The organism is Actinomadura darangshiensis, assembly GCF_004349235.1.
Lineage (GTDB): Bacteria > Actinomycetota > Actinomycetes > Streptosporangiales > Streptosporangiaceae > Spirillospora > Spirillospora darangshiensis.
In genome coordinates this window covers 1-12,411 of record NZ_SMKY01000261.1, presented here as the reverse complement: position 1 = coordinate 12,411, position 12,411 = coordinate 1, and the positions used below count along the sequence as shown (strand labels likewise).

The following is a 12,411-nucleotide window of genomic DNA, read 5'->3' as shown; positions in this document are numbered from 1 at the left end:
CGCCCCTCCCTCCCGCGCCGGATCGGGCGCGCGCTGGCGCCGCTGCTGTGGCTCGGCCCGTCCCTCGTGCTCATCGCGGTCGTGGTGCTGTGGCCCGTGATCGAGATGGTCCGGACGTCGCTGCAGGACATCAGCTCGTCCGGTGTCACGCTCGGGTACCGCGGCGGCGGCAACTACACCGACCTGTTCGACGAGGACTCCCTGATCCCCGTCGTGCTGCGGACGCTGCTGTGGGTCGGCGGCATCGTCGTCATCACGATGGTGCTGTCGCTGGCCCTCGGCCAGCTGCTGAACGCCCGCTTCCCGGGACGCCGCGTCGTCCGCTGGGCCGTCGTCGTCCCGTGGGCGGCGTCGGTGCTGATGACGGCGCTGATCTGGAAGTGGATGCTGGACAACTACTCCGGCCTGGTCAACCGCGTCCTGCTCGACCTGCACCTGATCGACGAGCCGGTGAACTGGCTGGCCCACCCCACCCAGGCGATGTTCTGGATGATGTGGGTCGCGGTGTTCGTGTCGCTGCCGTTCACCTCGTTCGTCATCCTCGCCGGACTCCAGACCATCCCCGCCGACGTGTACGAGGCGGCCCGGGTGGACGGCGCCGGCCCGTTCCGCACCTACTTCGGCATCACCCTGCCGCTGCTGCGGCCCGCCGTGCTGATCGCCTCGATCATCAACGTGATCAACGTGTTCAACAGCTTCCCGATCATCTGGGCGATGACCGGCGGCGGCCCCGGCAACAAGACGGACACCACCACCACATTCATGTACAAACTGGCCTTCTACGACCAGAACGTCGGCGAGTCCGGCGCGATGGCGGTCGTGAACTTCATCCTGATCCTCGTGATGGTGCTGCTCTACCTGCGTGCCGCCAAGTGGCGGGAGGAGGTCCGATGACCAAAGCGAAGGGGTCGATGACGCGCCGGATCGTCCTCACGGGCGTCGGCTGGCTGGTCGCGCTGGCGTTCCTGCTGCCCTACCTGCAGATGTTCGTCACCGCCCTGAAACCCGAGAAAGAGCTGACCAAGTCCCCGGGCACCTACCTGCCCTCGCACTGGACGTGGTCGAACTTCGTGGACGTCTGGTCGGCCGCGCCCGTCTGGACGTACCTGCGGGTCTCTCTCACCGTCGCGGCCGTCGCCACCCTGGTCACCCTCGCGTGCGCGATGCCCGCCGCCTACTACACGGCCCGCAACCGTTTCCGCGGCCGGGGCGCGTTCCTGCTCCTCGTCCTCGTAACGCAGATGTTCGCGCCGACCGCGCTCGTCATCGGCATCTACCGGGAAATGGTCGCCCTCGACCTGACCGACACCCTGCTGTCGCTGATCCTGGTGAACGCCGCGTTCAATCTGCCGTTCTGCATCTGGATCCTGCACGGCTACTTCTCCAGCATCCCGAAAGAGCTGGAGGAGGCCGCCTTCCTGGACGGCGCAGGCCGCATTGGCGCCCTCACCCGCGTCACCCTGCCCATCTCCATGCCGGGCGTGGTCACCGCGGTCGTCTACACGTTCATCGCGGCGTGGAACGAGTACATCGTCGCGCTGACGGTCACCGCGTCCCCGGACCGCCGCCCGCTCACGGTCGGCATCCCGTCGTTCGTGACCCAGTACCAGGCGCACTGGCAGTACCTTTTCGCCACGTCGCTGATCGCGATCGTGCCCGTCGTCATCCTGTTCGTCTTCATCGAGCGCTACCTGATCGGCGGCCTCACCGCAGGCTCGGTCAAATGACCCTGATCGGCCTGGACGTCGGCGGCACCTCGATGAAGGCCGCCATCACCAAGGACTTCGAAGCGCTGGCGACGGAGTCATGGCCCACCGACCGTTCCGACCCGGTGGGCGGCATCCTGGACTTCGCCGCCCACCTTTGCGCACACGCCGATTCCCTGGGTGTTCCCGCCCGCGCGATCGGCATCGCCGTCCCCGGAATCGTGGACGAGCGGACGGGCGTCGCCGTCCATTCCGCCAACCTCGGCTGGCGGGACGTCCCGATGCTGCACCTGGTGACCGAACGCCTCGGCATTCCCGCCGCGATCGGCCACGACGTCCGCACGGGCGGCCTTGCCGAAGCCGTCCTCGGCGCCGGACGCGACGCCGGCGACTTCGTCTTCATGGCCATCGGCACGGGCATAGCCGCCGCTCTGATCCTGAACGGCGCCCCCTATCCGGGCGTCGTCGGCTGGAGCGGCGAGATCGGGCACGTAGTGGTGCGTCCGGACGGCGAGGACTGCGCGTGCGGAAACCGGGGCTGCCTGGAGACCTACGCGTCCGCCGCAGCAATTTCCCGCCGCTACGGCGAGTCCGTTCCGGCCGAAGAGGTGATAGCCCGCGCCGCGAGAGACGACGAACGAGCCGCCCGGGTCTGGTCGGAGGCCCTGGACACCCTCGCGGACGGCCTAGCCGCCACGACCCTCCTGCTGGACCCGGGCCTCCTGGTCATAGGCGGCGGCCTGGCCCAGGCAGGCGAAGCACTCCTCAACCCATTGGAATCCCGCCTCGCGTCCCGCCTGAAGTTCCGCGACCCACCCCGCATACGCCCCACGGAACTGGACGACCAGGCGGCCGTGAAAGGCGCCGCGATCCTGGCCCAGCGCCTTCTGAACTAGTCCGACTCGACAAGCTTCGCGAGATTGTCCAACGACATCCGCGTCCCGAGCTCGTTGTCGGCGGCAGGCACACTGTCGGGCATTCCGTCGTGCACGATGAGCACCTCAGTCCCACCTTCCACCTCGGTGAGCGTCGTGGTCATCGTGATCTCACCCCGCAGATCAGGGTCGCCGGTCTCGAACTCGAGCACCTCGACCACCAACTCGTCCGGCACGAGCTTCACGAAACGCCCGTGATAGGTGTCGGTGTGCGCGGACGACTTTCCGGTCCCGGTCGGCGCGTCGTAAGTCAGCGAAATCCGGAACGATCCGCCTTCGCGCCCCTCGAACTCATGTACGTGGCTGGCCATGCCTTCGGGTACGCGCCATTTCGCAATCGCGTCCGCGTCGATGAGCGCCCGATAGACAGTCGAAGGCCGCGCTCGCACAAGTCGAGAAACCCGCGTCGAATACATGCGCCCACCCTACGACCCGTCCGAGAAGAAGCATCTGACACGTTCGGCCGCATCGGGCACCGCGGCAGCGAGCGCGTCCATCAGCCCATCGACCGACGAGGCCCAGATCAGCACGTGACCGCCGGCGCGCCAGACACCGTCCGCGCCCCGCATGATCGACCACTCCGGAAAGATCTGCCGCAGGAACAGCAGCAGGATTCCGTCGCTCACGCGGGCACCGGCTCGATCTCGACCCAGACGACCTTGCCACCCTCGCTCAACCGCCTGGTCCCCCACCGCAGGACAAGCGCCTCCATGAGCAGCAGCCCCCGCCCGCTCTCGGCGGTGTGGTCGACCGGTCGCACCACGGGCGGTGTGTCCGACCGATCCCAGGTCTCGACGACGGCGACTCCGTCCTCCCGCCGATAGGCCCGGACGACCACCGGATCGCCCTCCCTGGATCCGTGCCTGATCGCGTTGGTCGCCAGCTCACTGACCACCGTCCTGGCGACGTAATCGGCAAGCCCCCACCCGCCGAATACCAGGCCGACGAACTCCCGAGCCTCCCTGACGGCCTCCACATCCGCCTTGATCACAATCGTCGCCGGCTCGCCCATCCGATCACCTCCGCGTGTCGTTCGTGACTTACCGCAAAGGATTGACCACATGGCGTAATATCGACAGCAAAGCGCGGCAGCGCAGCGAGACCACTTGCATCCACTTGCAAGTCCCCCGGAAGGTGAACGCTCCCATGCCGTCACGCAAGCCCACCCGCCAGACGATCAATTTCGGCATCGCGCTGGCCGGCCTGCGCGAAGATGCCGGACTTTCCCGACTCGAACTGGCAAAACGGATACCGGTCACCCGCAGCTACATCGGCCAAGTGGAGACCGGAACCACCCGCTGCACGAGAGAGTTCGCCATCGAACTCGACAAGGCCCTAGGCAGCGGCACCGAAATGGAGGACGCCTGGGACGACATCCTCAAGTCCAGCCGATACCCGCCCTGGTTCGCCGACTACCCCCTGGCCGAAGGCACCGCGTCCTTACTGCGCGCCTTCGAGACGATGTTCGTCTACGGCCTGTTCCAAACCCCGGCCTACGTCCGAGCCCTCCTCCAGGACGAGACCGCCATCGAAGCACGCCTCCGCCGCCAAGAGCTCCTGCAACGCGACAACCCGCCCATGCTCAGCATCGTCCTGCTCGAAAACGTCCTGTGGACGTGCATGGGCAGCCCCGAAATCATGCGCGAGCAGTGCGAACACCTGCTGACCGTCTCCGAATGGAGCAACGTCACCCTTCAAATTGCCCCCACCGGCTACTACCGGGGGCTGGAGGGCCCTTTCAACCTCGCCACCCAGCCGAGCGGCGACGAACTGCTCCACATGCCTGCGGCCAGGGGCGGCCTCACAACGGACGACCGAGAGGATATCTTGCACATGGTCGGCGCTTTCTCGGCGTTGCAGGCGCGCGCCTTGAGCGTGGACGACTCCCGCGAGTTCCTACGGAAGGCGGTTGTGCAGTGGACGACGTGACCAAGTGGCGCAAGGCACGGCAGAGCGACGGCCAAGGTGGCGCGTGCGTGGAAGTGGCACGGCTCCCCGAAGCCGTGGCCGTCCGCGATTCCAAAGACCCCAACGGCCCCCGGCTCCTCCTCACCCCCCACGCCTTCGACACCATCCTCAACGACCTCAAGCACTAGCCCCACCACGCCCGGCCCCTCCCCCAGGGCCGGGCGTGCCCACCAGGCACAGACAAGGCCATCGAAGTCATTCGAAAGGCGGTCATCCAGTGGAGCCGGTCAAGTGGCGGAAGTCTGAGCGAAGCGGCGACCAAGGCGACGCCTGTGTGGAACTCGCCCACGTCCCCAACGGAGTCGGCGTCCGCGACAGCAAGAATCCAGCCGCCGGGCACCTGACCCTCACGCCCCACGCCTTCCGCACCCTCCTGACCAACCTCAAGCGCTAACCCACACCCCGCTTTGAACGACTCCCGCAAGCTCCGAGGAAAGGCGGCTGTTCAGTGGACGTCATCACATGGCGGAAGGCACAGCAGAGCGGCGACCAAGGCGGCGCGTGCGTAGAAGTAGCGCGGTTCCCCAGCGCCGTCGGCGTCCGGGACTCCAAAGACCCCAACGGCCCCCGGCTCCTCCTCACCCCCCGCACCTTCCACACCATCCTCAACGACCTCAAGCGTTAGCGGATGGGCCGGCCCGCAGGCGTCGGGCCGGGCGCCCACGCTGTCCGGACGCGGTTTGGTCATCCAGGCGGCGTGGAGCGCGCGATGCGGAATCCCACGTCGTCGATCCGGAAGGTCGGGTGGCTGCGCCGCCGCACCGACGCCCGGCAACTCCAGTGCTCGTCGGCCCATCCCCCTCCCCGGAGGACGCGGTAGGCGCCGTAAACCTCGGCGTCGTAGACGTCCCAGCACCAATCCCAGACATTGCCCAGCATGTCGTACAGGCCCCAAGCGTTAGGCCGCTTGCCGCCCACAGGGTGGATCTGCCCAGCCGAGTTGCCCTGGTACCAAGCGACCTCGTCGAGTCGGCCGTACCGCGGGCCGGTGGTACCCGCTCGGCAGGCATGCTCCCATTCGGCCTCGGTCGGCAGCCGGTACCCGTCCGCGGAGGCGTCCCATTCGGCCGTCTCAGTGCCGGCATGGATGCGATAGGCGGGCGTCAACCTCACATGCTGGGACAACGCGTTGCAGAACTGGATCGCGTCCCGCCACGAAACGCCCTCTACGGGCAGCCGGTCGCCTTGGGCGCTACTCGGCCGCTGACCGGTGACCTGTGCGTACCACGACTGCGTGACCGGGAACGCCGCCAGCTGAAACGACGCGACCTCGACCGGCCAACTGCTCCGCGTCCGCCGGTCCGACAGCATCACCCGCCCCGGCGGGACGGCGACCATCTCGTTTCCTGCTCCCGCGTCCACAACGGGCCAGGCTATCGGCGGGGCCGGACCCCGGCCTCGGTCCAGTCTCACAGCCGGCGCCACGCGGTCACCCTGAGTAGCCCACTATCGGAGCGGGAACGTCCCGCCCGGCCGCACCTTGCGCTGAAACGATCATTCAGGACGAGGCTTCGGCGATGGCGGTCTGCCAGGTCGTGAGGAAGGTCGGGTAGTCGTCGGCGAAGCGGCTCAGGTCGTCGGCGGCGGTTTCGGTTAGGGCGGTCAGTTCGTAGGTGACCGCCACCTCGGTGTGGTCGCCGGACTCGGTCAGGGTGACGGTCACCGTGCCTGCGCTGGTGTTCGGGGTTACGCGGGCGTAGCGGATGTGTCGTCCCGGGGTGCTGTCTACGACGATCCAGGTGGTGGTCTCGTCGTGGGCGTGGGTCTGGAAGACCGTTCCGGGTTCGGCGTCGTCGGTCACGGCGGCGGGGAAATGGGGCTCCCATCGCGGCACCCAGGCTTGCTCGCCGCGCGCGGTGAACAAGCGGAACGCCTCGTCGGGCGGGAGCGCGACGGTGAGGCGGCCGGTCAGCCGGTGCCGGGCCGCGCTCATCGCTTCTCGTCCAGGGTGTGCGCGTCCGCCGCGGTCAGGGTCAGGCCGTAGACGTCCTTGAGCTGGCCGATCTTGGCCAGGGTCTCCGGCGTGAAGGGGGCCTTTCCCTCGAAGGCGTGCAGGGCGATGCCCTCGACCAGATCGCCCAGCGACAGGTCAAGGTATTCGGCGAGAGCTTTGAGGACCTTGAGCACGTCGCGTTCGATCCGCAACCCGGTCTGCACCCGATCGACTGTTACCATGTTACCAACATAACACCAGCGCGCGCTGTACTGTTCTCGCGTGCTCATGGGGCGGGATCGTGAGAGGGACTACCTCGCCGGGCTGCTCCGGGACGCGCGTTCCGGCCGAAGCGGCGCGGTGGTGATCCAGGGTGAGGCGGGGATCGGCAAGACCACCCTGCTGAAGCAGATCGCGGCGGACGCCGGGGACATGCGGCTCATCCGCGGCGCGGGCGTCGAGTCCGAGAGCGAGCTGGCGTTCGGCGGGCTGCACCTGATGCTGCATCCGTACGGCGACCGGTTCGACGCGCTGCCGGGGCAGCAGGCGGCGGCGCTGCGGTCGGCGTTCGGGCTGTCCGCCGGGCCGGCGGGCGACCGGTTCCTGATCGGCGCGGCCACCCTCACGCTGCTGTCCGAGCTGGCCGCCGACCGGCCGCTGGTGTGCCTGGTCGACGACGCGCAGTGGCTCGACAACGCCTCGCTGGACGCGCTGCTGTTCGCCGCCCGGCGGCTCGGCGCCGACCCCATCTCCATGATCTTCACGGTGCGGGACGGCGTGCGGCCCTTCCCCGACCGGGGGCTCGACGTCCTGCGGCTGGCCGGCCTCGACCGCGCCACCGCCAGGGAGCTCGTGGCGGCGCACGCGCCGGGGCTGACCGTCCCGGTGCGGGAACGGCTGCTGGACGAGGCCGCCGGCAACCCGCTCGCGCTCATCGAGCTGGCGGACGCCCTGGAATCGCGGCCCGCCCGGCCGGCCGGGCCGCTGCCGGTCGGCGGCAAGGTGCAGGAGAACTTCCGCCGCCGCCTGGCCGAGCTGCCGGACGCCACCCGCCGGCTGCTCCTGGTCGTCGCCGCCGACGCCACCGCCGACCTCGGCATCGTCCTGCGCGCGGGGGACGCGCTCGGGCTCGGCCCCGCCGATCTGGAACCCGCCGAGGATGCCGGGCTCGTCGTCCTCGACGGCGAGGAGGTGCGGTTCCGGCATCCGCTCATCCGCGCCGTCACCTACCAGGACGCCGCCCACCACCGGCGGATCGACGTCCACGGCGCGCTGGCCCGTGTCCTCGACGGCGACGCGCACGCCGACCGCCGGGCCTGGCACCTGGCGGCGGCCGCGACCGGCCCCGACGAGGACGTCGCCGCCGAGCTGGAACGGGTCGCGCACCGCGCCGGGCAGCGCGGCGGGACGGCCGCCGTCGCCGCCGCCTACGAGCGGGCGGCGCGGCTCAGCACCGGACCGGAGGGCAAGGCCCGCCGGCTCGTCCACGCGGCGCGGGCCTCCTACGACGCGGGCCGCCCCGACCAGGCCACCCGTCTCGCCGCCGAGGCCGAGCAGCTGTCCGGGCAGGACGGCGTCGTCGCCGAGGCCACGTTCATCCGCGCCCAGGTCGCCTACGAGCGCGTCTCGCCGGCCGCCGACGCGGAGCTCGCGCTGCGGGGCGCGGCGCTCATCGTCGGGAGCGACCCCGAGCAGGCGGTGTCCATGCTGACCGAGGCCATGTGGTCGGCCCGGGACGCCGGCGCCGACGACCTGGTGCGGCAGAGCGTCGAGCTGCTCCAGCGGGTGCGGCTGCCCGCGGGCGCGGCGAAGGCGCCGGTGACCGCGGGCCTGATCGCCTACGGGCGGCTGTGGGACGGCAGGCCGGGAACCGTGCCGGCGATGCGCGCCTTCTTCAAGGCCGCGCAGACCGGCGAGGTCGCGGACGTCATCGAGCGCCTCATCGGCGGTTTCATCGGGCTGCACGTGGCCGACGACCGCGCCGCGACGGAACTGCTGGAACGCATGGCCGCGGACGCCAGGGCCGAGGGCGCGCTCGGCTGGCTCCCGTACATCCTGGAGGCCCTCGCGATCGGGCGGGTCCTGCTCGGCGACCTGCGCGGCGCGGACGCGGCGACGGCGGAGGGCCTGTCGCTGGCCGCCGACATCGGCATGGACATGCAGGTCACCGCGTTGAAGGGGGTCGCCGTCCGGCTGGAGTCGGACGCGGAGCGCAGCCGCGCCATGGCACCGGACGTCCTCGCGCACGCGGGCGTCCACCCGACCAACGCCGCGCTGGCGTCCTGGGGCCTCGCCCTGCACGACCTCGCCGACGGGCAGGCCGACGCCGCCCTGGAACGGCTGGACGCGGTGTGCTCCGGCCCGGCCCGGCACGACGTGCTGATCCGCGCCGTCCCGGACCACGCCGAGGCCGCGGTGCGGGCCGGACGCCCGGACCTGGCGCGCACCCACCTTCCGGCGTTCGAGGCGTGGGCGGCGGCCACGTCCAGCACGGCGCTGCTGACCCGGTGCCGCGCCCTCCTGGCCGACGGCGACGGAGCGGGCGAGCACTACCAGGCCGCGCTGACCCTGCACGGCGACCGCGCCTACGACGCCGCGCGGACCCGGCTGCTCTACGGCGAATGGCTGCGCCGGCGCCGCCGCCGCACCGAGGCGCGGGACGAGCTGACCGCCGCGCGGGACGCGTTCGCCCGGCTCGGCGCCACCGGCTGGGCCGAGCGCGCCCGCTCCGAGCTGGAGGTCCTCGGCGACCGTCCGGCGGCCAGCGCCGGGGACACCGACCCGCTGAAACGGCTCACCCCGCAGGAGCTCCAGGTGGTGCGGCTGGCCGCCGCCGGGCTCAGCAACCGCGAGATCGCCGCGCAGCTCTACCTGAGCCCCCGCACGGTCGGGCACCACCTCTACAAGGCGTATCCGAAGATCGGCGTCACCCGCCGCATGGAACTGGCCCGCCTGATATCGGAAGCATGACGGCGTATCGGACACATGACTTAGCCGCTCCCCCAGGTGCCGGTCGGCGGCCATCGCCCAGACCTCGTCCGGGCCCGCGTTTCCTCATCTGACCTGCACCGTTCAACACCCGTGCGGCGACCGATGCGGGCCGTCCGGCCGCGCGCCTAGCGTCAGGGGCACCTTCGAAACGGACGGAGAACAACATGCTTCTGGAGAACAAGACCGCGGTCATCTTCGGCGGTGGCGGATCGATCGGCGGCGCCATGGCGCGCGGCTTCGCCGCCGAGGGCGCCCGCGTGTTCCTCGCCGGCCGCACCCCGGCCAAGCTCGACGCCGCGGCCGACCAGATCCGGGACGCGGGCGGCCTCGCCGAGACGGCCCTCGTGGACGCCCTGGACGCGGACGCCGTCAACGGCTGGGTCGACTCCGTCGTGGAGACCGCCGGCAGCGTCGACATCGCGGTCAACGTCATCTCGCACGACGTCCTGTTCGGTCCCATGATCGAGATGTCGGCGGACGACTTCGCCCGCTCCATGGAGAAGATCGCCCGCACGTTCCTGCTGACCACGCAGGCCGCCGCCCGGCACATGGTCAAGCAGGGCTCCGGCGTGATCCTGCACTTCGGCGGCTCCGACAGCGCGAACCGCATGCCGGGGCTCGGCAGCATGCAGATCGGCTGCGACATGGTCGAGGCGATGCGCCGCCAGTGGGCGTGCGAGCTGGGCCCGCACTCCGTCCGCGTCCTGTCGATGCGGTCCGGCGGCGTCACCGACTCCATGCCGGACGGGCCGCAGATGGACCCGATCAAGCAGCAGATCACGGACGCCACCCTCACCAAGCGCGCCGCGACCCTCACCGACGTCAGCCGCGTCGCCGCCTTCCTGGCCTCCGACCACGCCGCCACCCTGACCTCGACCCAGGTCAACATCTCCGCCGGCGCCCTGGTCGACTGACGGAGCCGGCGCCCCGGCGACCCCGCCCCCGGTGAACCGGCCGGGCGGGGTGGCCGGGGGTGGCCATCGACCGGTGAGTCCCCCTAGCTTGGACGCCCACGCGATCTCGGACAAAGGGGAAGGGGCGGCATGCCGGAGCCCTCGGTTGCACCCGGCCGGACCGACGGCGAACCGCGGACCGGCACCGGCGGCCGCGGCACGCCGCGGAAGGCGGCGCTGCTCGCGGCGGTCTTCGCCGTCTCCTACGGACTCGTCCTGTCGATCTACAGTGACACCTTTTTCTGGTTCGCGATCCCCGGGCTGCTCGGCCTGGTCACCGTGGTGCTCCTCGCGGTGCATCTCGTATTGCGCAGGCCGTTCGGAGGCGGCGGCGTGCCGTTCGCCACGGACGGCAGCGACCGGCAGGGGCCGGTGAAACACCACTACACGGTCCTGACCCGGCGTTACCTGCTGATCGTGGTGCCCGGCGTCGCGATGACGGTCCTGCCGCTCCTACTGGGAATCGGCTATCTCAACCCGTTCATCGGCGTGGGGCTGATGTTGCTCTCGCTAGGGACGAGATTCTGGCTCCCCCAGATCGGCTGGTCGTGGAGAAGCGCCCGGGTCCTCAAGGTCTACGACTTCGAGTTCCGGTCGCCGGTGCAGAAGTCGAACCTGCAAAGCCTCGGGCGGCGTTCGCTGACCCTGGGCGCGGAAGGGTCGCCGCGGATGGCGGCGCGCGAACCGCTGTTCTCGGACCAGTGGCCGCAGGAGATCGCCCGCGGGGTGTGGTTCGCGGGGGACGAGCCCTTCGGCGGGGTGATCCTCGTCCCGGACACGGGTGAGCTGATGTTCACGCAGCCCGCGAACTGGTCCGTGCAGGAGAGGGCGCGGCAGCAGGCCGGAGCCGAGCGGCAGGAGAAGGCCGCGCGGGCGGGGCTGGCGCGCAAGGTCTAGCCGTACTGACCACAGAGGTCGTGGACGTGGCGACTCGCAGCCGATGATCTTGGCATGAGGGCAGGCCGCCGGGTCAGGGGGTGATGACCAGCTTCCCGCGGGTGTGCCCGCCGCGGCTGGCGTCGAACGCCGCGCCCACCTCGTCCAGCGGGTACGTGCCGGCGACCTCGACCTTGAGCGCGCCGCGGTCGGCCATGGCGGCGAGGTCGGCGAGCTTGGCGCCGCTCGGCCGGACCCAGATCCAGTGGCCGCCGTGCTCGTCCACGGTGTTGTCGGCGACGGAGACATGCCGTCCGCCGGGCCGCAGGACGGCGAGGGTCGTATCGAGCTGGCCGCCCGCGAAGTCGGCGAGCGCCGTCACCCCCTCGGGCGCGAGTTCCTTGACACGGCCCACCAGCCCGTCCCCGTAGGAGACCGGCTCGGCACCGAGTTCCCGCAGGTAGTCATGGTTCTTCTCGGACGCGGTGCCGATGACGCGCACGCCGCGGTCCCGGCCGATCTGGACCGCGAAGCTCCCCACCCCGCCGGAGGCGGCGTGGACGAGCAGCACGTCGTCCGGCCCGACGTCCAGCCGGTCGAGGGCGCGCTGCGCGGTCATCCCGGCCAGCGGCAGCCCGCCCGCCTGATGCCAGTCGAGGGACGCGGGCCTGCGCGCCACATGGTCCGCCGAAACCGCGACGTACTGCGCGAACGTCCCGGCGCCGACGACGTCCTTGCGGGCATAGGACATGACCTCGTCACCCGGACCGAACTCCGGCGTGTCAGGGCCCACCGCACGCACGACACCGGCGACGTCCCACCCGGGGATGACGGGGAAGACCGCGTCCATCATCCCGTCCAGCCCGCCGGTCATGACCTTCCAGTCGACGGGGTTGACCCCGGCCGCGCGCACCTCGATCAGCACCTGCCCCGGCCCCACCTTCGGATCCGGGACGTCCCTCACCTGGAGACGCGAGTTGTCATCGGCGAACGAGTCATAAGCAGCGGCACGCATGCCCTCACCCTCCCTCGCCGCCCACCCCCTAAAC

General features: G+C 70.5%; 17 protein-coding genes. 10 read left to right on the top strand and 7 right to left on the bottom strand.

Features of this window, described 5'->3' with window-relative positions; genetic code table 11:
* The first annotated feature begins 21 nt into the window (after positions 1-21).
* Genes E1293_RS36550 through E1293_RS36540 form a run of 3 tightly spaced genes read left to right on the top strand, consistent with a single transcriptional unit; the run spans position 22 to position 2,602 of the window.
* Positions 22-894, top strand: coding sequence for a carbohydrate ABC transporter permease (locus tag E1293_RS36550; protein ID WP_132202955.1), 873 nt, complete (start codon positions 22-24; stop codon positions 892-894).
* The gene (locus E1293_RS36545) at positions 891-1,727 is read left to right on the top strand and encodes a carbohydrate ABC transporter permease (protein WP_243717076.1); all 837 of its coding nucleotides are present in this window, start codon (positions 891-893) and stop codon (positions 1,725-1,727) included. The genes E1293_RS36550 and E1293_RS36545 overlap by 4 nt, the downstream gene beginning before the upstream one ends.
* On the top strand, positions 1,724-2,602 hold the full coding sequence (locus E1293_RS36540) for an ROK family protein (protein ID WP_132202947.1): 879 nt from the start codon (positions 1,724-1,726) through the stop codon (positions 2,600-2,602). Before E1293_RS36545 ends, E1293_RS36540 begins: the two co-directional genes overlap by 4 nt.
* On the opposite strand, the gene E1293_RS36535 is transcribed toward E1293_RS36540, so the two are convergent.
* From E1293_RS36535 to E1293_RS36525, 3 genes are read right to left on the bottom strand one after another with little or no spacing between them, the layout of a single operon-like run.
* Complete coding sequence (locus E1293_RS36535) at positions 2,599-3,057, bottom strand: SRPBCC family protein (protein ID WP_132202945.1); 459 nt, start codon at positions 3,055-3,057, stop codon at positions 2,599-2,601. The genes E1293_RS36540 and E1293_RS36535 overlap by 4 nt on opposite strands.
* Before the next feature lie 9 nt (positions 3,058-3,066).
* Positions 3,067-3,267, bottom strand: coding sequence for a hypothetical protein (locus E1293_RS36530; RefSeq protein ID WP_132202943.1), 201 nt, complete (start codon positions 3,265-3,267; stop codon positions 3,067-3,069).
* Positions 3,264-3,653: an ATP-binding protein gene (locus E1293_RS36525; RefSeq protein ID WP_165978552.1), complete on the bottom strand. Its 390-nt coding sequence runs from the start codon at positions 3,651-3,653 to the stop codon at positions 3,264-3,266. Before E1293_RS36525 ends, E1293_RS36530 begins: the two co-directional genes overlap by 4 nt.
* 134 nt (positions 3,654-3,787) lie before the next feature.
* Between E1293_RS36525 and E1293_RS49815 the strand changes: the two genes are divergently transcribed.
* The 4 genes from E1293_RS49815 to E1293_RS36505 are packed head-to-tail and all read left to right on the top strand — an operon-like array spanning position 3,788 to position 5,234.
* Complete coding sequence (locus E1293_RS49815; protein ID WP_132202939.1) at positions 3,788-4,570, top strand: helix-turn-helix domain-containing protein; 783 nt, start codon at positions 3,788-3,790, stop codon at positions 4,568-4,570.
* The gene (locus E1293_RS49810) at positions 4,558-4,737 is read left to right on the top strand and encodes a DUF397 domain-containing protein (RefSeq protein ID WP_243717074.1); all 180 of its coding nucleotides are present in this window, start codon (positions 4,558-4,560) and stop codon (positions 4,735-4,737) included. Before E1293_RS49815 ends, E1293_RS49810 begins: the two co-directional genes overlap by 13 nt.
* A 35-nt stretch (positions 4,738-4,772) precedes the next feature.
* On the top strand, positions 4,773-5,003 hold the full coding sequence (locus E1293_RS36510) for a DUF397 domain-containing protein (RefSeq protein WP_341770236.1): 231 nt from the start codon (positions 4,773-4,775) through the stop codon (positions 5,001-5,003).
* Positions 5,004-5,057: 54 nt separating this feature from the next.
* On the top strand, positions 5,058-5,234 hold the full coding sequence (locus E1293_RS36505; protein WP_132202933.1) for a DUF397 domain-containing protein: 177 nt from the start codon (positions 5,058-5,060) through the stop codon (positions 5,232-5,234).
* Between the two features lie 59 nt (positions 5,235-5,293).
* Here the strand turns inward: E1293_RS36505 and E1293_RS36500 are convergent, their stop codons facing one another.
* The 3 genes from E1293_RS36500 to E1293_RS36490 form a co-directional block, all read right to left on the bottom strand.
* The gene (locus tag E1293_RS36500) at positions 5,294-5,947 is read right to left on the bottom strand and encodes a formylglycine-generating enzyme family protein (protein WP_132202951.1); all 654 of its coding nucleotides are present in this window, start codon (positions 5,945-5,947) and stop codon (positions 5,294-5,296) included.
* Between the two features lie 160 nt (positions 5,948-6,107).
* Positions 6,108-6,542: an SRPBCC family protein gene (locus E1293_RS36495; protein ID WP_132202931.1), complete on the bottom strand. Its 435-nt coding sequence runs from the start codon at positions 6,540-6,542 to the stop codon at positions 6,108-6,110.
* Complete coding sequence (locus tag E1293_RS36490) at positions 6,539-6,784, bottom strand: hypothetical protein (RefSeq protein ID WP_132202929.1); 246 nt, start codon at positions 6,782-6,784, stop codon at positions 6,539-6,541. The genes E1293_RS36495 and E1293_RS36490 overlap by 4 nt, the downstream gene beginning before the upstream one ends.
* Positions 6,785-6,830: 46 nt before the next feature.
* On the opposite strand from E1293_RS36490, the gene E1293_RS36485 reads away from it, so the two are divergent.
* From E1293_RS36485 to E1293_RS36475, 3 genes are all read left to right on the top strand, one after another.
* Positions 6,831-9,512: an ATP-binding protein gene (locus E1293_RS36485; protein ID WP_132202949.1), complete on the top strand. Its 2,682-nt coding sequence runs from the start codon at positions 6,831-6,833 to the stop codon at positions 9,510-9,512.
* 185 nt (positions 9,513-9,697) lie between these two features.
* The gene (locus tag E1293_RS36480) at positions 9,698-10,447 is read left to right on the top strand and encodes an SDR family NAD(P)-dependent oxidoreductase (RefSeq protein WP_132202927.1); all 750 of its coding nucleotides are present in this window, start codon (positions 9,698-9,700) and stop codon (positions 10,445-10,447) included.
* Between the two features lie 129 nt (positions 10,448-10,576).
* Positions 10,577-11,383 (top strand): hypothetical protein, encoded by an 807-nt coding sequence (locus tag E1293_RS36475; protein WP_132202925.1) that lies wholly within the window; start codon positions 10,577-10,579, stop codon positions 11,381-11,383.
* A gap of 73 nt (positions 11,384-11,456) precedes the next feature.
* Here E1293_RS36475 and E1293_RS36470 read toward each other — a convergent pair whose 3' ends face one another.
* Complete coding sequence (locus tag E1293_RS36470; protein ID WP_132202923.1) at positions 11,457-12,377, bottom strand: NADP-dependent oxidoreductase; 921 nt, start codon at positions 12,375-12,377, stop codon at positions 11,457-11,459.
* Positions 12,378-12,411 lie beyond the last annotated feature (34 nt).

Coding starts and splice junctions, on each gene's coding strand:
- E1293_RS36545 (WP_243717076.1), top strand. CDS start 891: ATGACCAAAGCGAAGGGGTCGATGACGCGCCGGATCGTCCTCACGGGC.
- E1293_RS36540 (WP_132202947.1), top strand. CDS start 1,724: ATGACCCTGATCGGCCTGGACGTCGGCGGCACCTCGATGAAGGCCGCC.
- E1293_RS36535 (WP_132202945.1), bottom strand. CDS start 3,057: ATGTATTCGACGCGGGTTTCTCGACTTGTGCGAGCGCGGCCTTCGACT.
- E1293_RS36525 (WP_165978552.1), bottom strand. CDS start 3,653: ATGGGCGAGCCGGCGACGATTGTGATCAAGGCGGATGTGGAGGCCGTC.
- E1293_RS49815 (WP_132202939.1), top strand. CDS start 3,788: ATGCCGTCACGCAAGCCCACCCGCCAGACGATCAATTTCGGCATCGCG.
- E1293_RS36500 (WP_132202951.1), bottom strand. CDS start 5,947: ATGGTCGCCGTCCCGCCGGGGCGGGTGATGCTGTCGGACCGGCGGACG.
- E1293_RS36495 (WP_132202931.1), bottom strand. CDS start 6,542: ATGAGCGCGGCCCGGCACCGGCTGACCGGCCGCCTCACCGTCGCGCTC.
- E1293_RS36490 (WP_132202929.1), bottom strand. CDS start 6,784: ATGGTAACAGTCGATCGGGTGCAGACCGGGTTGCGGATCGAACGCGAC.
- E1293_RS36485 (WP_132202949.1), top strand. CDS start 6,831: ATGGGGCGGGATCGTGAGAGGGACTACCTCGCCGGGCTGCTCCGGGAC.
- E1293_RS36480 (WP_132202927.1), top strand. CDS start 9,698: ATGCTTCTGGAGAACAAGACCGCGGTCATCTTCGGCGGTGGCGGATCG.
- E1293_RS36475 (WP_132202925.1), top strand. CDS start 10,577: ATGCCGGAGCCCTCGGTTGCACCCGGCCGGACCGACGGCGAACCGCGG.
- E1293_RS36470 (WP_132202923.1), bottom strand. CDS start 12,377: ATGCGTGCCGCTGCTTATGACTCGTTCGCCGATGACAACTCGCGTCTC.